This is a genomic window from Parasediminibacterium sp. HNIBRBA5674 (assembly GCF_056745525.1).
Map to the genome: position 1 here is coordinate 1 of NZ_JBQWIE010000046.1, position 25,079 is coordinate 25,079.

A 25,079-nucleotide genomic window follows, 5' to 3' on the forward strand; every position below is an offset into this window, starting at 1 on the left:
AGGCTTCCTCCTGAAAATAGCATTATTCCTGTTTGCTTTACAGCTAAAGAAAATTAACTAGCAACTTGAGTTAATTACTACCATTAAAAGGGATGTAGCCGACTTTAACACACGTAATATCACTACGGTGCATATTGATGGGCTTCAAACCCTTACCGACACCTTTAATAATACGACTACCGATCAGGAATTAGAAGGGCTTGTAAAAGATGCAAATTTGATTAAAGATGGTATTGTTACTGCTATTCAAAAATCCATTCGTGCCATACGTAACATGGCTGAAATTGCGTACAACAGCAAGGGCAAGTACAGCGCATTTGGCTTTGAGGGTATGAGTGAATTAAGCCCTAGTGACCTTTGCCGATTAGTAAGCCGTGTGGTAAGGGTAGGTAATAAGTTAATGACCGATTTATCAGCACAAGGGTTAACCGCTACTCATTTAACAGACCTAACCGCTTTGGGTGTAGATTTAGATAAGGCAATAGATAATGTAGAAGAAGCAGTAGAAACAAGAGATTTAGAAACACAGGATAGAATTGTGAAAGGTAATGCGCTGTGGGCAGAAATGAGCCGCTTAGCATCAATAGGTAAAAGCTTGTATGAAGATACCAACGAAGCTAAGTACAACGATTATGTATTAACGCCTAGCAGTGGTGGTAGTTCTGCACCCACACCGCCACCAGTAGGGTAGGTGATAAGTTATTTTTAAACAAAAGAGGTTGCTAACAGAACACGTTAGCAACCTCTTTTTATGTCAACTAATATTATGCTACAACTTATCAGGTACAAACTGTGGTTGCTCCATTTTGGCTATTACCAGTTTATCGCTAAGGTTAGGTAGCACTTGTTTTAACGCTGCTAAGTTTTTTCCCATGGCATCTATAAAATTCCAAGTTTTGCCATTATCATCAGAAATGGCAATCAGTGTAGAGTTGGTACTCATAGTGCCGCCCATCATCTTAATCTCAATTTTATCTGGCACGGTGCATTGCAATTGCTTTTTCACTTTTATAAAAGCCGAAGGCTCGCCTATCACCACATTGTTAATGCTTAAATTCATGCCCTTAGCCTTCATTACGCCCATGCCTTTGCTCAGTTGTTCTAGCATTTTCGCTTCGCCACCAGCCGCAGCCACTACTTTAGGGTTGGTCATTTTAATCACCGTTTTAAAGTCTTGCTTTTTAATAGCTGTAGCCATTGCATTCGCTTGTGTTTTTAAAGCTGCAATTTGCTGTGGTGTTTGTGCCAAAAGGGTAGTAGCCATTACCAATAGCACTGCTACCAACATAAATGCGCGTTGTATCATACTGCTAAAGTAAAGGTTTATTGAAACACCCATCTAAAACCAATAGCCACACTATTTAAGCTAAGTGATGATAGGCCTGTAGAAATGGTAAAGTCGTCAATCTTATTGATTGATGTTGTTGCAGATGTGTTGATAGGATTTGTATGATTATAATTGATGGTTATTAAATTGTTTATGGTAGCATCTGCGATAATATTTTTTGTAATTTTATAACCAAGACCGATGCTTCCATTTGCATTTATGCCGTATCCCTGATTAATTACACCATTTACTACTGAACTAGCGTATTTGTTCCAACTATAACTACCGTTTAAATTACTTTCAAAAAAGCCAAAGAAATTTTGGTTGAATGACTTGATGCGTTGATTAAATATTCCTAGATTGATAGTGTTGCCAGATGTTTTAGTTTCACCACTATTAAATTTAGAAACATTATTGGAATAGCTAATTCTAAAACCTTTAATGCGTTTTTCAGATTTCACCCAGCCAATACTTGTGTTTAATGAGGTTTTAGTACTGTTAATTTCTTCCGAGGTACTATTATTGCTTGTATTAACGCTTTTGTACACATTAAACGATAAATTGCCGCTTAATACTTTTTCACCTTTGGTAAACTGTGCAGAGGCATTAAAGCTAATAATTAATAATGCTGCAAATAGAAATTGTTTTTTCATAAGAGAGGTTTTTTTATTTTAATGCGAAAGACGGTAATTATTTTTAAATGGCTGGAAGAAATATGCGAGTTTAACAAAATGTAAGTAATTACTTGCGTGGCAAATTCGTGTCATTCGCTAAAATTCGTGTCATCAAAATCACAGCAAATCATGCCAATCATCATTTATCAGCGGTTACTCTTTCTTTCACAAAATAAGCCACCAAACCCAAGCCAATTACGGTCAGTCCACCAAGCATCATTTTTACACCAGTAGAATAAAAAATAAAGCCCCAAAATAAGATGGCAACAACAGCAGGTAAAGGGTACAGCGGCATTTTCCAAGCAAAATGGGCTTTGCCTTTTCTATTTACCAATAATAATAAACCAATGGCTTGCGCTATAAACTGAATGAGAATACGCATGGCCAAAATAGCGTCAATCACTTCTTTTAACTTAAACAGTAAACTAAACACAAAAGCCACTGCGCCTAAAAACAACAGCGATACATAAGGAAAATGCTTGGTAGGGTGTAGTTTAGCAAATATTTTAAAGAAGGCACCATCTTGCGCAGCAGCAAAAGGTATGCGGCTATAACCTAGCGTTGCCGAAAATACCGATGCAAAAGCCACCCATAAAATAAGCACAGTAGCAATAGTGGCAAACGTAGGTCCAGCAAGGGTTTGCACAAATAAGCTTACTACAAATTTGCTTTGTTTAATTTGTTCAATAGGTAATACAGAAGCCACACTAATATTCATCATTAAATACAATACGGCAATGCCACCAATAGAAATAAACATGCTAAGAGGAATATTTTTCTGTGGGTTAATAATCTCACCACCAAGATGGCACACATTGTAATAACCTAAATAACTATACACGGTTTTTACACTTGCAAAACCAATGGCTGCTGCAAAAGCATGGTTTACGGTAAGCCCGTCGTTAATGTGTTTGATGGGTTCTAAAAAATTGCCGTGCAATAAACCACCACCAATAATCCAAGCCATGGTAACCAAAACACCTACCCAAAGTAGCACACTTATTTTGCCAATTGCTTCTATTTTTCTGTACAATAATGTGACGATTAATACCACTACAGAACCACTTAATATTTTGCCTTCGTACTTAGATAATGGCGTGATATAATTAAAGTATTGCGAAAATCCAATAGCCGCAGATGCAATAACCAATGGTGCTTGAATCATGGTTTGCCACACAAATAAAAAGCTCATCAGTTTGCCCCATTTGCCGCCATAACCTTCTTTTAAAAAGTTGTAACTACCGCCAGCTAAAGGATAGGTTGCACCTAATTGGCTCCAAACCATACCATCCACCATAGAGAGTAAAGCACCAGCTACCCAAGCATATAAAAACCAAGGACCGTTCATAATTTCTACCACCACACTTAGCACCACAAAAGGTCCAATACCAACCATATCAGTCATATTGATAGCGGTGGCTTGCAATAAACTTATCTTACGCTCTAACTTAATATCGCTCATAGTTGCAGTAGCTTTGGTAATAAAGAAAGTAAATTACGCGGAAATACAAATAGATTGCTTGTTATTTGCGAAACATTGTAATCTCTCGCAGAAAACGCAGATTACGCAGAAATAAAAAACAATACAATTAAGTAGACACGATACTAAAAAGAGGATTCTCTGTTGCTTCTTTGCTCTGTGTTTTAATATTGTTATCGGCGATAATCAGCGAAATCTGCGAGACAAAAATTAAATATCATGGCATCAACATTTAATACCGTTTCTTGGGCACAAGGCAGCAATATTTACGAAGTCAATATTCGTCAGTACACAGCAGAAGGCACTTTTGCAGCTTTCGCCAAGCACTTACCACGCCTAAAAGATATGGGGGTAGAAATTTTATGGTTGATGCCAATAACGCCCATCAGCGTAAAAGAGCGCTTGGGTACTTTGGGTAGCTATTATGCCTGTAGCAGTTATGTACAAGTAAATCCTGAATTTGGTACGCTAGCCGATTTTAAACAGTTGGTTAATGAAGTGCATGGTTTGGGTATGAAAATTATTATTGATTGGGTGGCAAATCATACCGGTTGGGATCATGAATGGACGGTAAATAATAGCGACTTCTATAAAAAAGATGCGGCAGGTAATTTTACAGAGTGCAATGGCTGGCAAGATGTTATTGATTTAGATTACGACAATTACAACATGCGCCAAACCATGATTAAAGCCATGCAGTTTTGGGTAAATGATTGTGATATTGATGGTTTTAGATGCGATATGGCACATTTAGTACCGCTCGATTTTTGGGTACAAGCTCGTACTGCTTGCGATGCATTAAAATATCTGTTTTGGCTAGCTGAATGTGAAGAAGTGGCTTACCACGATGTGTATGATGTGAGCTATGCTTGGGCTTTTATGCATGCTACAGAAAAGTTTGCTAAAGGTGAGGCAGATATTAATGCTATTTACAATGTACTACACAGTTATTCGCAATATCCTCAAGGGGCTAAAAAGCTATTTTTTACCAGTAACCACGATGAGAATAGTTGGAACGGCACAGAATATGAGAAATATGGTAATGCCGCTAAAGCCTTTGCTGTATTCACAGCTACTTGGAGCAATGGCGTGCCATTAATTTATAGTGGGCAAGAAAATCCAAACTTAAAACGCCTAGCTTTTTTCAATAAAGATGAAATAGAGTGGCAGCCACAACCGCAGTTGCACCAGTTTTACAAAACATTATTGGCTTTACACAAAACCAATGCTATTGCATCAGGCGAAACTTTCAATTTACCTACCAATCACAATAGAGTGATGGCTTTTTTAAGACATTTTCATGGTGAAGTGGTATTGGTATTACTTAATTTTTCTGGTGATGATAGAATTAAGGTGTCAGTAGAACACAAATGGCTACACGGCAAATTTGTGAATGCATTTTCTGAAATGCAGTTTGACTTTAACGTGCAAGAAACCTTTGAGTTAATGGGCTACAATTATCTGGTGTACAAAAAAGTTTAAAAGAAGGGGGAATTAAAAACGGGCTCGGGTGAAGGGTTTTCCAAATGGAAATATCATTGTTATTTAACTACCTGAAACTTGCCACTTTCTACAATATTACCACCTCTGTCTCGCACTTGAAATATGTACAAGCCACGGTAATAATTATCAAGGTTGTAGCTTAATTTGGTTGCACTTACAGGCTCGTCGGCCATTTTTTTACCTAAAAAGTTATAAATCTGAAACGTGTAAGATTTGTCTAAACCGTCAAACTCGAAGTTGATAACAGACGTTGCAGGGTTAGGATAAAATTTCGCAATTTTTACAATTACCTCTATGTTATTATTATCTGTGGCACAATCAGCTAACTGCGCAAAACTGCCAGTAGCAGTTGTAGATAATAGAATAATAAATAGGTAAAATTTTTTCATTTACAAAATTGTGATATCACAAAAATAGGCAAACGTTTTTTATAAACAAATTATTGCTGCGCAATCGTTCTTAAATTTTATAAGAAAAGCTTTTGCACAGCAATAATTATTACTGTTAACTTAGTTAAGGCTAGTTAAAGTTGCTTGAATATTTTCAAAACTTGGTAAATCACCAGGTGTAGGGCAAACTTCAGCATATTTTACAACGCCTTCAGTATCAATTACAAAAGCTGCACGTTTACTTACACCTAGCATACCAAATGCAGGAAAAGTTTCGTACAATACATCGAAAGCAGTAGAAGCAGCCTTATTAAAATCGCTTAATAATTGAAAATTTAAATTTTGCTCTTTTTTAAATTTATCAAGCGTAAATAAACTATCTACCGAAATACCTAAAACCACTGCATTCGTGTTGTTATAAGCAGCAATATTGTCTCTTACATTGCAAAGTTCTGCTGTACAAACGCCAGTAAAAGCTAGTGGAAAAAACAATAACACCACATTTTTACCTTTCAATTCAGACAAGGTTACTGGGTTTTTGTCGCTATCAAATAGTGTAAAATCAGGGGCTTGAGCGCCAATTGCAATACTCATGGTTATTATATTTTTAAAATGATGGTTGCAATGTATAACACAAGGCACTGTGCTTTGTTATTAAATCAGAAAGTTTTTTTGGGGCTGTCGGTTGTAGAATCGTAACCAAGCTTTTGTTCGGGCTATTCGCTGCAATCTTTTTTTCGTGCCTCAAAAAAGTATTTCCGCTGCTATCCCGCAGCCTTTCAGCAGTAGAATATTTATTCAGCTTGCCCAATATTTTAGTTGTTAAAAAAGCCTACTTATTTAGGCTTAGCCAATAACGGTTTTAGTTTTTTAGGTGATTGCCTCGCATCGAATAAAGTAATTACCTCTACTGTTTTTCACTTATTTCGGTAATAAATAACATGTTGATTAGTAATGGCATAATTGCGAATATTTCTGCTTTTACTATAATATCCAAATACGTGTGGGTTTCTTGAAATGATGACGTAAAATGTTTCGAGCTTATCTAAAAAATCGTCAATTATTTTTTGATGCCAATTATCTTTTAAGTAAGCCAAGACGGCTTCAATATCTTGCTTTGCTTGTGGTGATATTATTACTTGTTTGGTTTTATTAGCTGCCATACTTACTTCTCATGCCGTCTATAAAACCTTTAAAATCAGAACCTTCGCCTTTATCAAGTTGTGCAATGCCATTAGCAACTTGCAATTCAACCGCCTTTTTATTAGTTACCAATGAAGCTCTGTTTTTTTGCGCATTGATTTCTTTTAAAACAATCCAAGCTTGCTTCAATTCATTTGTATCCATCGTATCTAAGCTTTCAGATATTTTGATTTTCAATTCGGCAGTGCTCATAAAAATATTTTTTTAAAATTACAGATTTGATAGAAATTTATTCATTTTACCACTTGAATTTTTTAAATGGGTTTGGTTTATTGCAAGATTTTGTAGTACGAATTTGCTAGATGCAAGAAATACTCTATTCACCAGTTATCCCCCTTAAACTAGTGGTATGCCTACTGTTTGGGCTATTTTTCATTTACTGTATTTATCTTTATTCATAAAATAGGTAGTATTTGAAGCAATTTCTTGCGTATTTGTATCATATTTTAGTACAAATGCCCCAATGCATATAAGATACGGTGTAAAAAAACGTTCTACCATGTATTGGCAAAATGCTACTTAGTGAATGCAATTAACCTAATATGAAACAAATTATCCCCTTTTTCTTATTCATATGCTTATCGTGTGTAGCCAAGGGGCAAGATATTGCAGAAAGTTCAGACAATCATCTGTCTACTTTAACTAACGCTATTATAAGCGATGCTACTTGGGCTGACCCTACCATTTTCGCTTTTTCTAACACCAATATTTGTATAGATGATAGCGTACTGATAGGTGTAAACAATCTACCGTCTGATGCATTAGGTTTCAATTGGCAAAAAGATGACGTATCAATTGCAGGCGCTAATAAAGTGCCTTTTCCTGCTAAGCAAGCAGGTGTGTACACGCTTTCAGTTACACTAGCTAATGGTACAGTATTTATTACTAATAGTGTTACCGTAACATTTGCAGCAGCAAGCGTTGCACCTGTAATTACTGCTAGAGGTAGTACTAGCTTTTGTAACGGTCAAAGTGTGGTGTTGTCATCATCAGATCCCGGCAGCATTCAGTGGCAAAAAGATGGCATTAATATTTTAAATGCGCAAGCGCAGACTTATACAGCAACGGTTGGTGGTAACTACCGTATCAAATTCACACCACTTATCGGTTGCCCAGGCTATTCAAATGAAATCACAGTTTCTGTTACCAATATTGTAGGGCCTACCATCACAGAAAATTCACACCCTGTACCAGTGTGTATTGGTAGTACTATTAGGCTTACATCATCGGTAAGTGTTGTGCAATGGCAAAAAGATGGTGTTGATATTGTAGGTGCAACTGGCCAGTTTGTAGATATAACCGATAATGGTACATATCGTGCTATACAGCCGGCAGTTGCTGGCGGCTGCAGTGCTATTTCTAATGAAATTATCATCAGTTCGTTTTTACCAGTACAACCTACACCTACTATTACCGCTAACGGTAGTACTACTATTTGTAGTGGTAATAATGTATTGCTTACATCATCAATTGCTTCTAGTAGTGGCTCAGTGGTTCAATGGCGTTTAAATGGTGTAGATATTTCTGGTGCAACTAATACTACTTATACAGCTACGCAATCTGGTAATTATACCGCTTATGTAGCAGGAAGCAGTCGCTATTGTAACAATACAGGTACACCTTCTAATACCATCTCTGTAACTGTAAATCCTGCACCTACAGCCGCTGTGGTTACAGCAAGTGGTAATCTAACTTTCTGTTCAGGTAGCAGCGTTACGTTTACCTCAAATATTGCTAACGTACAATGGCAGAAAGATGGCATAGATATATCAGGGGCTTTTGGCAGTAGCTATGTGGCTACACAAAGTGGTATTTATAGAGCCGTGGTTAGAGGTGTTAATGGTTGTGATGCCTACTCAAATGCTTATACTGTAGTGGTAATAGCTGCAAATTCAACACCAGTAATTACAGCAGCTAGTGCTACTAATATTTGTTCTGGTAGTTCGGTAATACTTACATCAAGTGTTGCTGGTGTACAATGGCAATTAAATGGTGTAGACATAAGCGGTGCGGTGTTACAAACTTATACAGCTACGCAAGCTGGTACTTATAGAGCTTATGTAAGCACAGCCTCTAGTTGCGGATTAAATTATTCTAATAGCATTACGGTTACTGTATCAGGCGCAATAGCCATACCAGTAATTACAGCAGCAGGGCCTACTACTTTTTGTGATGGTAACAACGTGATATTACAATCTAGTGTAGCCAATGTGCAATGGCGTTTAAATGGTACAAATGTTGGTTCGCTAGGTACTGCTTATTCAGCTACAGTAGGGGGTACTTATACCGCTGTTGCGTCAAATGGTGGTTGTAGCGCCGTATCAAACGCAATAGTAGTTACAGTAGTTACACCTAGTGTAGCGCCAGTAATTACTGCTAGTGGCCCAACTACTTTTTGTAATGGTGGTTCAGTATCTTTCTTATCAAATGTTGCGGGTGTGCAATGGCAGTTAAATGGTGTAGACATTAGTGGCGCAACATCTCAGGCTTATACCGCTGCTCTAGCAGGTGTGTATAGGGCATATATCCCTTCTGCTGCTTGTAGCAATGTTTACTCAAATACATTAGTAGCTACAGTAAATACGCCACCAACCGCCGCTGTGATTTCAGCAAGTGGTGCAGTTAGTTTTTGTACAGGTGGTAGTGTTACACTTAGTTCAAATGCTTATCCTGTTCAATGGCGCTTAAATGGTAATGATATAGGTTCGCTTACTTCATCTGCTTTGGTGGTAACTACTGCAGGTGCTTATACAGCAGTAAGAACGAGCGGTGCTTGTTCTGCTACCTCTAATGCAATAAATGTGGTGGTTAATTCACCAAGTACAACACCTGTAATTACAGCTGCTACTGCCACAAGTATTTGTACTGGTAGCACTGTTACTTTATCTTCTAGTGTAGGTGGTGTGCAATGGCAATTAAATGGTGTAGATATTAATGGCGCAGTTTTTCAAGCATACAATGCTTCTACAGCAGGTGTTTATAGGGCTTATATACCCGGTAGCTCAGCGTGTGGTACTGCTTATTCAAATACGATTACAGTTACGGTTGCTACTTTGCCTACCGCACCTACTATTGCAGCCAACAGCAGCTTAAATATTTGTACAGGTGGTAGCGTTGTGTTGTCTTCATCTAGTGGGCCAGTTTTGTGGCAAAAAGATGGGGTAAATATTAGCGTAACACCTACGCAAACTATTACTGCAACTACTGCAGGCTCTTATACTGCTTACACAACCAATGGCAATTGTATTAGTTACTCCACACCTTTAGTAGTAACAGTCAGTGCAACTACTATACCTGCTATCTCATCTGTAAGTGGCAGTAATGTTATTTGTGGTACCAATGGTGTTACACTTACTTCAACTGTGGCTGATGTACAATGGCAATTGAATGGTGTAAGTATTCCTGCGGCTGTAGGTACAACCTATACGACTGCCGTGCCTGGTACTTATACCGCTGTAACAACTGCTAGCTGTAGCATTGTTTCAAATAGTGTTATTCTAACTTCAGCACCAGCACCTGTAGTGCCTGTTATTTCTGCCAATGGTAGTGTGAATTTATGTAGCGGTGGTACAGTTACTTTAACATCGTCTGCTGCAACTGTTCAGTGGCAAAAAGATGGTGTAGATATTTCTGGTTCTGTTGCACAAACATTGCTAGTTACTACTTCTGGCACTTATAGGGCTTATACAACCAATGGTACTTGTAGGTCTGTTTCAAATGTTATTATAGTAACTATCAGTAACAGCGTAGCCCCTGTAATTTCAACAGCTAGTGGTGCATCATTGTCTATTTGCCCAGGCTCTTCTGGTGTTGTGTTATCATCTTCAGTAAGTGGTGTACAATGGCAGTTGAATGGCGTAAATATTACTGGTGCTGCTGCGCAAACTTATACAGCTACTGTTGCTGGTATTTATACCGCAGTTGTAGCAGGTAATACTTGTAGTTCTAATAGTTTAATAGTTACTGTTGCTACATTGCCACCAACACCTGTGGTTGCAGCTACTGGTGTTACTACATTTTGTAGTGGTGATAGTGTAACCCTTGTTTCTAATGTGGCAGGTGTACAATGGCTAAAAGATAATGCAACTATTGTAGGTGCTACAAGCCAAGCTTTAGTAGTAAAACAAAGTGGTAAATACATTGCTACTATTAGCAACAGTGCTGGTTGTACGGCATCTTCTAATGAAATTAGTGTTGTTGTAAATACACCTGCTGTTATTCCTATTGTTAGTACCAACAATAACTTAAATGTATGCGCTGGTACCAACGTTACGTTTACATCATCAGTGGCTGGTGTAACTTGGCAGAAAGATGGTATTGTAGTAGCTGCAAATGCACAGTCTTACGTTGCTACAAGTTCTGGTAATTACAGAGCATTTATACCTACAGGTTCTTGTATAGCTTACTCAAATATTTTAACGCTTACGGTTGTGGCTGCACCTGTTACGCCTACAATCGTGCCTTCTGGCGCAACTACCTTCTGTGATAGCGGTAGCGTAACGCTTGTAAGTAATTATGCCAATGTACAATGGTATAAAGATGGTATAGCAATTAATGGTGCTACTAATAGTACTTACACAGCTACCAAAGCCGGTGTATACAAAGTAGCATCAAGCAATGCATTGTGTATTACTTATTCTAATGACATTACTGTTGTGGTTAATTCGCCTACGATTGTGCCAGTGGTTATTGCTAGTGGTAATTTAAATATTTGTAGCGGTACACCATTAACATTATCTACCAATACGGCTGGTGTTGTTTGGCAAAAAGATGGGGTTATTATTGCAAGTGGTGTACAATCACTGCCAGTTACACAATCTGGTATTTATAGAGCCATCTTATTTGGCACAGGATGCCCTGGCTATTCTAATAGTATGGCTGTAACAGTATCACCTTCACCGGGTACACCATTTATCACGTCTACAGGCGCTACTACTTTCTGCGATAGCAGCAATGTTATCTTAGTTTCTACATTGCCAAATGTGCAGTGGCAAAAAGATGGCATTAATATTTCTGGTGCTACTACACAAACCCTTACTGTTACTACATCTGGTACTTATAGAGCTTATGTGGCTAATAGTACTTGCATTAACTACTCAAATGATATTCCTGTAACGGTAAATAAACCGCCTATTATACCTGTTATTTCTGCAAGCGGTAGCTTAAACACTTGTAGTGGTGCGCCAGTTACACTTACGTCAAGTGTAGGTAATGTTGCGTGGCAAAAAGATTTTGTAACCATTGCCACCAATACACAAAGCATTACTGCCTCTGTGGCTGGTAGTTATCGTGCCGTTATTTTATCAAGCACTTGCCCTGCTTATTCTACACCAGTACAAGTAAGTGTTACACCGTCGCCTGCTGCACCTACTATTACTGCATTAGGCAGTACTACTTTCTGCGATAGTGGCTTTGTTACATTGTCATCTAATATTTCTGGGGTACAATGGTTAATGGGTGGTAATGTTATTCCAAATGCTTTTGGACAAACTTATACGGCTACTAAAGCAGGTGTATACACAGCCGTTCAATATGGTACTAATGGTTGTAACGGCATTTCAAACGCCATCACCACAACTACCACACCGGCAGCATTTACACCTATCATTGTTAATTTGGCTAGTTCTAATAGTTTCTGTGCGGGTTCATCGGTTACGTTGGTATCTAGTGTTATTGATGTTACGTGGCAAAAAGATGGTGTGAGTATTGCAAATCCTGGTAATAATACACAATTGCTACCTGTTACACAAGCAGGTACTTATAGGGCTGTTTACACAAAAGGTACTTGCCCTGGTTATTCGAATGCTATTACTTTAACTACCATACCACAGCCATTAACGCCAATTGCTTATCGTGTTACACAAAATCTTTGCGATACTGGCTTTGTAACCATTGCATCTACTTTAAATACAGGTACAATGCAGTGGCAAAAAGATAGTGTAGATATACCTGGTGCAACTTCATCTACTTATCTGGCAAAAGCATCTGGTGTGTATCGTATGGTGATATCAATACCTGGTGCTTGCCTTAGCTATTCGCAAAATTTGCCAATTACCATTAATACAGCTTTAATACCTGTAATTGTATGGGATGGCAATCAATTTAAAACATTTACCCTGTACACTAAATACCAATGGTATTTAAACAATGTAGCTATTGCAGGTGCTACTACCAATACTTACAAGCCTACCACACCGGGCAATTATAAAGTAATAGTAACGGCTGGCCCTAATTGTATTTTTACAAGTGATGTGTACCAATTATTAGTAACTGCTGTAACTACACCTACTGTTATTAATGGTGCTATTGTGAAGCAATATCCTAACCCTGCTGCTAATGAAGCATGGGTTGAGTTTTCGCAAATACCTACCAAGCCAGTAACGGTACGATTGCTTAATGCAACAGGTGCGGTACTACAAACGCAACAAACAAGACAAAAGAAAATCAGTTTACCAATTGCTAACTATACCAATGGCCTGTACTTTATAGAAGTAATTGGTGCTGATGAAAGAATTGTATATAAACTAGTAGTTAATAAATAAGTACCAATGACAAGATTACTCTCAATACTATCTGTAGTTTGTATGCTGATGTTTAGTGGCTGCATTAAAACCGCCATCAACGATTCAGACCCAATTGTTTTTACTACCGATGCATCTGCAAATAATATTAGCGTCGCTTCAAGCTTTCCTTTTAAAGTAACTATAAGTAGCCGTATTGGTTATAGTGGTTTAAATGTTGCTGTAACTGCTGTTGAAGAAGTAAGTGGCTTATCTGTAACGCCACAGCCACCATCTTTTAAAACCAATATTGCAGATAATAGCACAAGTGTTATTAATCTGCCGCAGCAAAAGTGGGTAGTAACTACTATTAAAGTTACTGACATGTATAACGCCAATAATACCGCCTCTAAAACCTTTAGAGTGATTTATAAATAAACGCTGTAGCAAAAGATTCTGAAAAAATATGCCTCAATTTGAGGCGTATTTTTTATTGTCCTATCTCGTTAATAATATGTAGATGATGCTGTGTGTGGATGATTAAAAATTTAATGGTTTGCTGTTTATTAAGCTTGCCAAAGTATGGATGCGGAAAGAAATTGTTTGCAGCAAGGGTAGGTAATACCTCAAGTAGTTGATGGGTTGTAACTAGTGCCGCCTGAATAGTTGCTTCTGTTACATTCTCTTTTGGCTGTACCACTTTCGGTGCTTTTGCCTTACCTCGTGGTATGCGTTGTCTAAAAAATACCACCGTTCTCATCAAGTTAAAAGACCATTGGTAGTCTGTAGGGTTAGATGCTGCAACGGTTTTAATAATTTGGTTAATGGTTAACAACGCATGTTCTATTTGCCAGCCCACTGTTGATGCAGTAACTGCGGTATTTGTTGCCGAGGCATTTGGTATTTGTGCTTCTAGTTGCTGTACAAGGATTTTAAGTGCAATCATGTTGCCAAATTACAGGTATTGTGTGGGTTGGTAAAATGAAAGTTTGGATAAACAAATCCAATATTTACATAACCTAAGGCTTTACCCCGCAGGTGGTGGCGGTGTAGCAGGCGTAGAAGTTTTGGTGGCTTCTATCAGTTGTTGATACTGCACAATGGTGGCATTCATATCATCTATACATTTTTTAAGTGCGGTAGTATCTAAGCCATCGGCTTTAGCCGTTTTGTAGCGGCTCACCACAATATCGGTCAGTTCTTTATAAGCTTCATTAGCAGGTGTACGCAGTTTGTAAAACGATTCTGCATTCGCATCTACACCCATATCGCTGCTGCGTTGCTGAAATGCAGCTATAAAAGCCGTGTTAGCAGCGTCTATTTCATCTATCCAATCTTTACCGCCAAGGCTATCTATGGCCGCTTTAAGGGTTGCATTACTATTGTAGTCAGCCACTATTTTAGATAGCACTGCCGACTCTGCTTGATAGTTAAGCGCATAAATATTGCTGCCATGTGTGTCTAAATATTGCTTTACCACCAATGCAGCCGCTTTGGTAGCTGCGTTAGGGTGCTTGGTAAGCGAGGTAACCCACATTACAAAACCAGAAATAGCATTATCACGCCTAGCATCTAGTGCTTCAATAATTTTGGTAAGGGCAAATGCTTTTTCGCGGTTAATGGCAGCTTGCAGCTTGGCCAAAAATGCAAATAGCGCATCACGCTCTGCTTTTATTTTAGAAACTACAGGGTTGGCAGCATCTGCAATGCCAATAATGAGAACGAAAAATTGATACAGTTCTGTAGATACCAACTTCTTCAAACTGATTTTTTTAATCATACAAATATTTTTTTAATTTTTAGCAAAATTGCTTATGCTAATGTAATAAATTATATGGGTTGTTGAACGCAGAATGTAATTTTTTAAATGAATTTTAATATTTATCCCAAATGATTGTTTTTGAAGTAGGCTAAAAACAGAAAAAGTTCAAAAAACTTTTTTGAGGCTTGTGCCAAAGTGGAAAGACTTGAAAAAACTTTTTTGAACGCTTTGCCCAAGTGGAAAACCTTCAAAAAACTTTTTTGAGGTTTATGCCAAAGTGGAAAGACTTGAAAAAACTTTTTTGGACGCTTTGCCAAAGTGGAAAGACTTGAAAAAACTTTTTTGAGGTTTTTGCAAAATGAGGGGTGATTTAATTTCCGACTTTGTGGTATGTAGGGCAGACGATAAGCATCAAGCATAATAACAAAATCAGTTAATTCAATAGCCTATAAGCATTAGGTGAGTGACCAACTTTTTGTTTAAATAATCTGGTAAAGTGTTGTGGGTATTTAAAGCCTAGTTCGTAAGCTATTTCACTTACCGATTTGTTGTGGTCGCATATTTTTTCTTTAGCTACATCAATTAGTTTTAGCTGTATGTATTCTTGGGCGGTTTTGCCAGTTTCTTTTTTAATTAAATCGCCAAAATAGCCTGCCGATAAATGCAACGCATTAGCGCAGTACGCTACAGAAGGCAAGCCGTTTGTTTGCGGCTCATCGGTGGCAAAATAGGTATTGAGTAATGCTTCAAATTTCTCTACAACACCTTTGTGTACGGTGTCACGAGTAATAAACTGACGGTCGTAAAAGCGAATGCAGTAGTTTAAAAACAACTCAATATTAGACACAATTAAACGCTTGCTGTGCTTGTCTATAGCATGTGTTAGCTCGTATTCTATTTTGGCAAAACAATCCAATACTATCTTTCTTTCACGTTCAGATAAATGCAATGCCTCGTTAGATTGGTAGCTGAAAAACGAATAGTCTTGCATATGTTTAGCCAATGCTGTACCGTGTACTAAGTCTGCATGAAACACGAGGGCGTGGCCTTTTGGCTGATAGGTTTCGCCATTACTATTTACGCCAGCCACTTGCCCCGGCGCAAGAAATACCAATGTGCCTTCTTGGTAATCGTAGGTATGTCTGCCATATATTAAATCGCCACATTTTACATCTTTTAAAAAGATGGTGTAAAAGCCAAAGTACATTTTAGAGCCTTGCCTAGGATGAGCTTTTGATAAATCTACCACGCTTACTAGCGGATGCAAGGTTTCGTTATTGTTAAATGCATTGTAGTCGCTCACGGTTTCAAATCTGCGTATGGCATCCATGGTGTTATGCTTTGTTTATTTCAAAGCTACCATTTTACCTAGCTTGTTGTTTAATAGTAAGCTAGTATCAGCAATATTGGTAGTAGAAAACGCAATTTGTATAACGAGCCGCTGGATTTATGTAATGATGTTTGCAGTGTAGACAAGTGTTTCAAAAAAAGCTTAACAAGAAAGTTAAGCTAAACAACTAAATACATTAATAACTATAAAAAACACAACCATGAAAATAACGATGCTATTGTTGCTGTTGCTATTAAGTATGCAAGTAAGTTTTGCGCAGCAGCCACCCATAGAAACTATTAAAACACCCACCAACATTACACCTGAACAACAAGCCATAATGGACTTATCTAAACAAAAATGGCAGTGGATGGCTGATAAAAATATAGCCGCTTTAGGGCAATTGTTTGACGACAAATCTATGTTCATACACATGGGTGGTACATGGGGTAAAACCACCGAGCTTTCAACTATTAAAGAGGGTGGCATTTGGTATAAAAAAGCAGAAGTGTATTCTGTTGTGGTAAATATGTTTGGCAATACGGCTGTATTACTTAACGATATTGATTTGGTAGCAGTAGTGGGCGGTAATGAAGTGGTAAACCCGTTTATGGTAACAGAAGTGTACGTGAAAGAGAAGGGTAAATGGAAAATGGCATCACTTACGTTTTCGCATTTGCGCAGGGCTGTTAAAATGCCTAATGCCAATAGCAATCAACCACAGCATTAACGCTGTAAAATAAATACAATAAGACAAAAAGCAAACCGCTAACCTAGCGTTAGGTTGGCGGTTTTAGTATCTAGCTTTAATGTCTTAACCAAGTATAAAAGCCATCATGCCTTTAGGGCCGTGTGCACCAAGTACCAAGCTTTGTTCTATATCAGCCGTTTTAGATGGGCCAGCTATAAACACACCAAAGTCGTAATTGGTATTGGCTATTTTATCGTAGCCAATGTGCATGTTTGGCACTATCTGTTCTTTTGGTATTACTACAGCTAGTTGCTGTGCTATAAATGGTAGCACACGGTAGGTAATAATATTTTCAGTAACCCACACAGCGCCATTTTCTGCCACAGCAAAGTGTGCAGGTATTATGGCTAGCTCTACATTTTCAAGGTTATGTGCATCTTCTTGTGCGCTTTCTATTACTGTAGCAGCGCTAGCAAGTTGCGGTATGGTAGTTACTACTCTGTCAGCGGCTTTACTTTCATTTTGTATAATGGTGGCAATCTCATCATAGCTAGCTACTTTAAAAACTGCCACATGTAGTATTTCTAACCTAGCAGCTAATTCATCTACCCAATTTTTATCTTCAACCAATACATCAACAACAGGCAGTGGTCGCTGCGCTGGTTGATTTTGTTTTACTTGTGCTAGTATAGCTTCTCTACTCATACCTACAGCCCCCTTGCGTCCCCCAAAGGGGGAATTTTAGAAACTTCCTTTTTAGAAACTTCTTTTGGTTAAAATTAATTTTTCTATCATTTGAATAGCCACTTTATTCCCCCTTTGGGAGATTTGGGGGCTACATTTTATTCTCTTTATACCACTCTTTAAACGATTGTTTTGGTGCGGCTGGCATTTCTCTTTCTTTAAACCAAGGGTTTAGTTTGTTGCTTACTAAAAACGGTACGTTCTTAATTACCCAACGGCCTGCTTTACCTGCAAAATCGTAGAGCTTTGGTGATGATAATACATAGCTCATTACGTTCATGCTGGCGGTTTTAGCAGCAGGTGCATAACCTTCCTTTACAATCACTTGTCGCCATTTGTATAGTTGGTCGTGTATATCAATTTTTACCGGACACACATTGCTACAACTACCGCAAAGGGTAGAGGCAAAAGGCAAGTCGGCATTCTTTTTCATATCCATATTTGGTGTAAGGATAGAACCGATAGGCCCAGCAACTGCATTGTGATAACTATGCCCACCGCTACGTCTATACACAGGGCAAGTGTTCATACAAGCACCGCAGCGAATACATTTTAAAGCATTTCTAAAATCTTCTTTACCCAAATGAATGCTTCTGCCATTATCTACCAAAACAATATGTACTTCTTGGTGTGGTTGTGGCGTTTTAAAATGACTTGAGTAAGTTGTAATTGGCTGACCAGTAGCACTGCGAGCCAGCAAACGTAAGAAAACACCCAAGTGTTTTTGCTCAGGAATTAATTTTTCAATGCCCATGCTAGCAATATGTATATCGGCTAAATGCGCACCCATATCTGCATTGCCTTCATTGGTACATACTACAAATTCACCAGTTTCTGCAACGGCAAAGTTGACACCTGTCAATGCAGCTCTGCGAGTTAAGAAGGTTTCACGCAAATGCGTTCTTGCAGCGGCGGTTAAATATTGTGGGTCGCTTGCACCTTTTTCTGTACCTAAATGTTCGTGAAAAAGTTCGCCTATTTCTTCTTTCTTTTTATGAATACATGGTAGAACAATGTGGCTTGGTGGCTCGCCAGCAAGCTGTACAATGCGTTCGCCAAGGTCGGTATCAATTACTTCAACACCATTGTGTTCTAAATATTCGTTCAGGCCACACTCTTCTGTCAACATGCTTTTGCTTTTAACCATGCGGTTAATGCCATGCTTCTGTAAAATGCTATGTACTATTTTATTGTGTTCAGCAGCATCGGCCGCCCAGTGGATTATTACACCATTTTCTTTAGCCTTGGCTTCAAATGCTAGTAAATAGTCGCTTAAATTAGATAGAACGTTGTTTTTTATTTGCGAGGCGTATTCACGTAGTTGCTCCCATTCTGCAATACCGTGGCTTGCTTTGTCGCGTTTTTCACGAATAAACCATAATGTTTTATCGTGCCAGTTTACTCTAGGTTCATCGTTGTTAAATTCAATTGAAGCATCCGCATGATTGGTTACCGAACTATGCATATGTCTAAACGTTGATTTTGTTTTGTTAAACTGATTATTGCAATTCCTTTTTCGCCTTTGCCTTTCTGCCTCCTTGCCTTGTCCTCTTTCTCTTTTTACTCAGCGTTTAAAATCTCGGCAATATGAATGACTTTTGTTTTGCTGTTTTGGCGTTTTAAAATGCCTTCAAGATGCATTAGGCAACTCATGTCAGCCGCTGTAATGTATTCAGCTTCATGTTTTACATGGTCAGCCACCCTGTCTTTACCCATCTTGGCACTTACCGCTTCTTCAGCCACGCAAAAGGTACCACCAAAACCACAACATTCGTCAGGTCTGTCAAGTGTAATCAGTTCTAAACCTTCCACCATGTTCAACAAATGGCCGGGCTTAGAAAAATTAGGTGCGTTTAATTCTGTCATTTGGCTAAGGTGCAAACCTCTTTGCCCATGGCAGCTTTGATGTACACCCACTTTGTGCGGAAATTTCGCTGTAATATGTTCAACCTTTAAAACGTCGGTCAAAAATTCTGTTAGTTCGTACACTGTTTTTCTAATATGCGCTTCTTCTTTAGTGTGCGCTGCCGTGTGTAAATGCTCTTTTATGTGTAATGTACAGCTACCCGATGGCGATACCACATAATCGTAACCAGAAAAATTATCTACAAATAGTTCGTTACAAGCTTCACTTTTACTTTCAAAACCACTGTTGGCCATCGGCTGACCGCAGCAGGTTTGCTGCAAAGGATAACTTACTTTACAACCAAATTTTTCTAATAACTGTAGTGTTGCAATTGCTACCTGTGGGTAGAATTGGTCTATATAACATGGAATAAAAAGTGCTACGTGCATTGCTTATTGATAGGCTTTCGCCAATTGTTTACTCGTTCCTAAATCGTCTATACCTAATTCAACAACTTTATCAGGTTTTGCATAAATTGGCTCTTGTTTTTGCCCTAAACCAACACCTGCAAATGTTCCTACAAATATTACTTCATCTGGTGACAGTGTCATAAATTGTTTTAAATATGATACCAAATGAGAGACGTCAAAAATAAGATTTTTATCGTTCTCATCTTGATAAGTTTTGCCATTAATTGTCAACTATAAACGTAAATTATTGATATAATCTATTTAATACGTAGCAGCTACCCATTATACCTATTACAATTTTGCACTGGCTTTTGTTGGCTAAAAACCAAGTTTTTAATTTGTAATACCATCATTATTATAAAAATTTTTCATCAAATTCGTTGGTAAAGCCTGTTACCTCGTAGCGAATGCTATCTACTACAACTGCCGGTAATTCATTATCTATGTTTCCTTAAGGGCAAAGTTTCATTTCCTATAAAACTAAAAGTAAATTTTTTAATACTCTAGCAATCTATTGCTTAATTTTTGGAATTGATTTATAAAAAATGCTATAAAATGTATCCGACGAATTTATTCCCGAAAATGGCTTTTGTTCCAAAAAATGGACAATTGTGTATATTTTTGAAAAATAATTTTGTTGATAACCAATGTTTTGTATTTTTGGCACTTATATTGAAAATGACGTCGTGCAAATGACGGTATCTCACTTATAAAAATTAATCCTATGCAGAAGTCAAACATCTTTCACGCTAGTTGCTCCTTTTTGTGTAAAAATCACAACCGCAACGCAAGTAATGCACATTCTACTGTCTCCAAAATTCTCCTCTTAGCAGAGTTGTAGCTCATTTGTTTGTTGTACATATAGCGTAAAATACAAGTTGTTATCCAATAATCTTTTTTAAAGCCAAAGTAGTATCTATGAAACACATATACCAACTATACTTAACCTAGCCTAGGCTAAGATTTTTACAACAGTCTAATTCTTTACAACAGCTGTTAGTAAACCTTTAAGAAATTATAGAAAAAGTGGCTGGTTTACATACTAGTTATGTTCAAAATTCGTTACTATTTTTTCTAAGTGATTAATCCGTAAAAAAACAGAAGCCTAATTGATATATCAGTTAGCCTATCCGTCCTTAAATAAATGAGACTAATTAAATATTTGTTATGGTTGATTGTGCTATTTAAAGTCACACCAACTATTGCACAGTATACGAACGTTCACTATATAGCACCAAGCCCTTGGGGCTATTTCAATAGGTACAACGAACTTGTAATTACAACTACAAGTACCACACCAGTTGCTGTATCTATTGCAGCGAGTGATGGGACTGTTTATTCTAATTCATTAACTACCGTTGCAGGTTCACCTTTACGCTACAGGTTTTCTGCATTAGATGCGTCAGCTAATTACTCAAATGTTGTTTTGAGCGGTCAAGGCCTTAGAATTTCGGCCTCTGTTCCTATTGGTGTGCAGGTTAGAAATATTGCTTCTGATAATTATACGTATAGTGGTCTTGGTCCTGGTGATTTAACAGCTTGTGTACAAAAAGGTAATACATCTTTCACTAGTTTGGGTGATCAAGGTTTGGGTACGTCTTTTAGAGTCGGTTATTATGCCAATGTTACTGGTCTTACATGTTATGCAAACGAAACAGGTGCGCCACTTTATGGTGTAATGGCAATAAATAATAATACCAATATTTATGTAAATGGTGCATTGCTTACTACTTTAAATGCAGGTCAAGGTTATTTATTTCAAGCACCTATTGGTAGTAGCGTCACCTCTAACAATAATATAGTGTTAAATACTGGTATGCGTGGCGATAATACATCAGGCTGTGCTGATGGGGTTGAAAGCCAAGTGATTCCAGTAAGCAATTTAGGCAACACATATATAGTTGTAAGAAGTAACGGTAATACTGGTTATGAAAGATCTACCATTGTTGCAACTAAAGCAAATACAACAGTTACTGTTACAGTTCCATCAACCAATAAAACTACTACTTATACATTGGCAACAGCAGGTAGTTATATTACAATAAACAATGGCGATGGTACAACTGCTTATTCATCATGTTACATCACCTCTGATAATCCTGTAGCAGTTTATTCAGGTTCAGCCGATGGTTGTGAAATTGATATGATTGTACAGCCACCTTTAAATAACTGTGCAGGTTCATTTGATGTACAGACCAATCAATTCTTAAACAATGCTAATGGTGGAAACTCGGTGTTTCCATATTTTGGTTATGTAATTATAAGAAGTGATACAGCAATTGTATATTTTAACGGTACTAATTTAGAATCAATTGTTGGTAAAAGAACGCAAATTGGTACTACTGGTTATTACCTTATTAAGTATACAAACACGCAATTAGGTAATCCTGCAAACTTACGTTTTGTAGTAAATGCACGTATAAATGTTGCTTTGATTGAAAGTGGTGCAGGTTATTCTATGTCTGCATTTATTTCATCTATTTCTAATCCGATGCCGCCGCCAAGTGCAAGTTCTAATTGCTTGCCAACAACATTTACGGCACAAGGTGGTTTTAATTCATATCAATGGTATAAAGACAGCGTAGCCATTTCTGGTGCGGTGGCACAAACTTATGTGCCTACAACATCTGGCTTATATAGCGTAACAGGTACCAATCAAAATTGTGGTACCAGTTCTATTTCAACCGCGGTGGCAGTTAATCCTAAACCAAATGCAGGTGTCGACCAGATAGTTTGTAATAATAGTAGAGCTACTTTAACTGGTACAAATCCTACAACAAATACTTGGATAGCACAAGCTAGCAATCCAGCAGGCGCTGTGTTAAGCAATACCAATAATGGTATTGCATCAGTAGATTTTAGTAATACCGCTGCAGGTAATTATAATTTTATTTATTCTGCTGGTTGTGCAGATACTGTAACAATATTTGTAAAAGCAACGAGTAAATCTCTAACAACAGCAAGTATTTGCGCAGGTAATAGTTATAGCTTTAATGGTAAAACATACACAACAAGCACGGTAGATACTATTCGCTTAGTAAATAGGGTAGGATGTGATAGTTTGGCAATCTTAAATTTAACAGTAAAGCCAAATAGCGCTTCAACTACTACTATAAGTATTTGCGCAGGTGAATCTTATACGTTTAATAGTACTACATACACTACATCTGGTACTTATACCAAACGATTTACAAATAGTGTAGGCTGCGATAGTATAGCTACGTTAGTTTTAACGGTAAATCCTACTAGTAGCTCAACTACTAGTGCGAGTATTTGCTCTGGTAGTTCTTATGCGTTTAATGGCACTAATTATACAACAGCAGGTACATATACTAAAACTTTAACCAATGCAAAAGGTTGTGATAGCATAGCTACACTGGTATTAACTGTTAAGGCAACCAGTAGTTCTACCACAAATGCTAGTATTTGTTCTGGTAATACCTATACATTTAATGGCGTTTCTTATAGTAATGCAGGTACTTACACAGCACGTTTAACAAACAGTGTTGGTTGCGATAGTATTGCTACTTTGGTGTTATCAGTAAAACAGCCATCTAGTTCTACTACTAACGCTAGTATTGTTTCTGGTAACTCGTATATTTTTAATGGTGTTACGTATACCACACCTGGTACTTATACAGCACGCTTAACAAACAGTGTAGGCTGCGATAGTATTGCTACTTTAGTGTTGTCTGTTACTTCATTATCTACTACCAATGCTTCTATTTGTTCTGGTAGTTCTTACCTGTTTAATGGTACTGCCTACACTACATCGGGTACATATACAGCTAAGCTAAAAAATATGTACGGTTTTGATAGTACTGCGACGCTTAACTTAACAGTTAAAAACACATCATCATCAACTACAAATATTAGCATTTGCAGTGGCGATTCATATACATTTAATGGTGTACAATATACAAGTGCAGGTACTTACAGCACTCGTCTTACAAACAGTGTGGGCTGCGATAGTACAGCCATTTTAGTGTTAACAGTAAAAGCAAAAAGTAGTTCCACTACAAATGCTAGTATTTGTGCAGGTAATTCTTACACGTTTAATGGCGTTACATATACAAGTGCAGGTACTTATACAGCCCGCTTAACTAATAGAGTAGGTTGTGATAGTACTGCTACTTTAATCTTATCGGTAAAACAGCCATCAAGTTCTACAACAAATGCAGTTATATGTTCTGGTAATTCTTATACGTTTAATGGTACTAGTTATACAACAAGCGGTACATATACCAAAACTTTAACCAATAGTGTTGGTTGTGATAGTATAGCTACGTTGAATTTAACTGTAAAACCAACTTCTAGTTCTACAACTACTGTAAGTATATGTTCTGGTAGTTCTTATAGTTTTAATGGTACTAGTTATACAACAAGCGGTACATATACTAAAACTCTCACTAATAGTGTTGGTTGCGATAGCTTGGCAATTCTTGTGTTAACAGTTAACGCAAATCCAACAATAGCTGCTATCTCTGGTGTTTCTTCTATTTGTGTTGGTACAAATACAACATTTTCAAGTGCTACATCAGGTGGTATTTGGAGTGCTAGTAATAGTGGTTCTGTTGCTTCTATTGACCCAAGTACAGGTGTAATTAACCCTTTTGGTTCTGGTGTTTCTGTAATTACGTACACTGTAACAAATGCATTTGGCTGTACAAGTCAAGTAACAAAATCATTAACTGTTAACCCAGTACCATCTGTTACTCCAATAATAGGTGCTTCAAGTACTTGTGTTGGTAGTACAACAGTGTTAACAAATGCAAGTTATGGGGGTAGTTGGTCTTCTAGTAATACCAATATTGCAACAGTTGGTTCAGACGGTACTGTTAGTGGTATCTCTGCAGGAAATGTGTTAATAAATTACACATTAGCTACAGCAACATGTAGTACAACTGTTTCAAAAAGTTTTACTACATCTTCATCTACAAGTTCTACCACAAATATTAGCATTTGTCAAAGTGCTTTACCATACAGTTGGAACGGCTTGACGTTAAGTGCAGCTGGTACTTATACAAAGACTTTAGTAAATGCAGTGGGTTGTGATTCAGTAGCGACGTTAAACTTGACAGTGAAAGCGACAAGTGCATCAACAACAAATACAAGTATTTGTCCAAGTGCCTTACCATACATTTGGAATGGCTTAACATT

The 25,079-nt window shown here is 37.6% G+C and carries 20 protein-coding genes; 6 read left to right on the top strand and 14 right to left on the bottom strand.

Annotated elements, in window-relative coordinates:
• The first annotated feature begins 127 nt into the window (after window positions 1-127).
• Complete coding sequence (locus ACT9TX_RS16590) at window positions 128-691, top strand: hypothetical protein (RefSeq protein ID WP_481339970.1); 564 nt, start codon at window positions 128-130, stop codon at window positions 689-691.
• Window positions 692-769: 78 nt separating this feature from the next.
• Here the strand turns inward: ACT9TX_RS16590 and ACT9TX_RS16595 are convergent, their stop codons facing one another.
• From ACT9TX_RS16595 to ACT9TX_RS16605, 3 genes are all read right to left on the bottom strand, one after another.
• Window positions 770-1,306, bottom strand: a complete 537-nt coding sequence (locus ACT9TX_RS16595) for a hypothetical protein (RefSeq protein ID WP_481339972.1) — start codon at window positions 1,304-1,306, stop codon at window positions 770-772.
• A gap of 17 nt (window positions 1,307-1,323) precedes the next feature.
• On the bottom strand, window positions 1,324-1,980 hold the full coding sequence (locus ACT9TX_RS16600) for a hypothetical protein (protein ID WP_481339973.1): 657 nt from the start codon (window positions 1,978-1,980) through the stop codon (window positions 1,324-1,326).
• Window positions 1,981-2,140: 160 nt separating this feature from the next.
• Window positions 2,141-3,463 carry an APC family permease gene (locus tag ACT9TX_RS16605; RefSeq protein WP_481339975.1) on the bottom strand — a complete coding sequence of 441 codons (1,323 nt, stop codon included), beginning with the start codon at window positions 3,461-3,463 and terminating at the stop codon, window positions 2,141-2,143.
• A 237-nt stretch (window positions 3,464-3,700) separates the two neighbouring features.
• On the opposite strand from ACT9TX_RS16605, the gene ACT9TX_RS16610 reads away from it, so the two are divergent.
• A complete protein-coding gene (locus tag ACT9TX_RS16610; protein ID WP_481339976.1) occupies window positions 3,701-4,963 on the top strand; it encodes an alpha-amylase family glycosyl hydrolase in 1,263 nt (420 codons plus the stop codon).
• A 59-nt stretch (window positions 4,964-5,022) separates the two neighbouring features.
• On the opposite strand, the gene ACT9TX_RS16615 is transcribed toward ACT9TX_RS16610, so the two are convergent.
• From ACT9TX_RS16615 to ACT9TX_RS16630, 4 genes are all read right to left on the bottom strand, one after another.
• On the bottom strand, window positions 5,023-5,373 hold the full coding sequence (locus ACT9TX_RS16615) for a T9SS type A sorting domain-containing protein (RefSeq protein WP_481339978.1): 351 nt from the start codon (window positions 5,371-5,373) through the stop codon (window positions 5,023-5,025).
• 120 nt (window positions 5,374-5,493) lie between these two features.
• A complete protein-coding gene (locus ACT9TX_RS16620) occupies window positions 5,494-5,967 on the bottom strand; it encodes a redoxin domain-containing protein (protein WP_481339980.1) in 474 nt (157 codons plus the stop codon).
• A 323-nt stretch (window positions 5,968-6,290) separates the two neighbouring features.
• On the bottom strand, window positions 6,291-6,536 hold the full coding sequence (locus ACT9TX_RS16625) for a type II toxin-antitoxin system RelE/ParE family toxin (RefSeq protein WP_481339981.1): 246 nt from the start codon (window positions 6,534-6,536) through the stop codon (window positions 6,291-6,293).
• Complete coding sequence (locus tag ACT9TX_RS16630) at window positions 6,526-6,768, bottom strand: hypothetical protein (protein WP_481339982.1); 243 nt, start codon at window positions 6,766-6,768, stop codon at window positions 6,526-6,528. Before ACT9TX_RS16630 ends, ACT9TX_RS16625 begins: the two co-directional genes overlap by 11 nt.
• A 350-nt stretch (window positions 6,769-7,118) precedes the next feature.
• Here ACT9TX_RS16630 and ACT9TX_RS16635 point away from each other — a divergent pair, with 350 nt between their 5' ends.
• Window positions 7,119-13,118, top strand: coding sequence for a T9SS type A sorting domain-containing protein (locus ACT9TX_RS16635; RefSeq protein ID WP_481339984.1), 6,000 nt, complete (start codon window positions 7,119-7,121; stop codon window positions 13,116-13,118).
• Between the two features lie 6 nt (window positions 13,119-13,124).
• A complete protein-coding gene (locus ACT9TX_RS16640; protein WP_481339986.1) occupies window positions 13,125-13,514 on the top strand; it encodes a hypothetical protein in 390 nt (129 codons plus the stop codon).
• Window positions 13,515-13,566: 52 nt separating this feature from the next.
• Here ACT9TX_RS16640 and ACT9TX_RS16645 read toward each other — a convergent pair whose 3' ends face one another.
• From ACT9TX_RS16645 to ACT9TX_RS16655, 3 genes are all read right to left on the bottom strand, one after another.
• Window positions 13,567-14,022 (bottom strand): DUF1569 domain-containing protein, encoded by a 456-nt coding sequence (locus ACT9TX_RS16645; protein ID WP_481339988.1) that lies wholly within the window; start codon window positions 14,020-14,022, stop codon window positions 13,567-13,569.
• 81 nt (window positions 14,023-14,103) lie between these two features.
• Window positions 14,104-14,856, bottom strand: coding sequence for a DUF6261 family protein (locus ACT9TX_RS16650; RefSeq protein WP_481339990.1), 753 nt, complete (start codon window positions 14,854-14,856; stop codon window positions 14,104-14,106).
• A gap of 415 nt (window positions 14,857-15,271) precedes the next feature.
• On the bottom strand, window positions 15,272-16,168 hold the full coding sequence (locus ACT9TX_RS16655) for a helix-turn-helix domain-containing protein (RefSeq protein ID WP_481339991.1): 897 nt from the start codon (window positions 16,166-16,168) through the stop codon (window positions 15,272-15,274).
• Between the two features lie 220 nt (window positions 16,169-16,388).
• Here ACT9TX_RS16655 and ACT9TX_RS16660 point away from each other — a divergent pair, with 220 nt between their 5' ends.
• On the top strand, window positions 16,389-16,898 hold the full coding sequence (locus tag ACT9TX_RS16660; RefSeq protein WP_481339992.1) for a nuclear transport factor 2 family protein: 510 nt from the start codon (window positions 16,389-16,391) through the stop codon (window positions 16,896-16,898).
• An 84-nt stretch (window positions 16,899-16,982) separates the two neighbouring features.
• On the opposite strand, the gene ACT9TX_RS16665 is transcribed toward ACT9TX_RS16660, so the two are convergent.
• From ACT9TX_RS16665 to ACT9TX_RS16680, 4 genes are all read right to left on the bottom strand, one after another.
• Window positions 16,983-17,564, bottom strand: coding sequence for a LutC/YkgG family protein (locus tag ACT9TX_RS16665; protein ID WP_481339994.1), 582 nt, complete (start codon window positions 17,562-17,564; stop codon window positions 16,983-16,985).
• A 130-nt stretch (window positions 17,565-17,694) separates the two neighbouring features.
• Window positions 17,695-19,068, bottom strand: a complete 1,374-nt coding sequence (locus ACT9TX_RS16670; RefSeq protein ID WP_481339995.1) for a lactate utilization protein B — start codon at window positions 19,066-19,068, stop codon at window positions 17,695-17,697.
• A 95-nt stretch (window positions 19,069-19,163) separates the two neighbouring features.
• Window positions 19,164-19,898, bottom strand: coding sequence for a (Fe-S)-binding protein (locus ACT9TX_RS16675; protein WP_481339997.1), 735 nt, complete (start codon window positions 19,896-19,898; stop codon window positions 19,164-19,166).
• A 3-nt stretch (window positions 19,899-19,901) separates the two neighbouring features.
• On the bottom strand, window positions 19,902-20,150 hold the full coding sequence (locus ACT9TX_RS16680) for a fumarylacetoacetate hydrolase family protein (RefSeq protein ID WP_481339998.1): 249 nt from the start codon (window positions 20,148-20,150) through the stop codon (window positions 19,902-19,904).
• A 913-nt stretch (window positions 20,151-21,063) separates the two neighbouring features.
• Here ACT9TX_RS16680 and ACT9TX_RS16685 point away from each other — a divergent pair.
• Window positions 21,064-25,079: beta strand repeat-containing protein (locus tag ACT9TX_RS16685; protein WP_481340000.1), on the top strand; the 4,016-nt coding region annotated here is incomplete at its 3' end.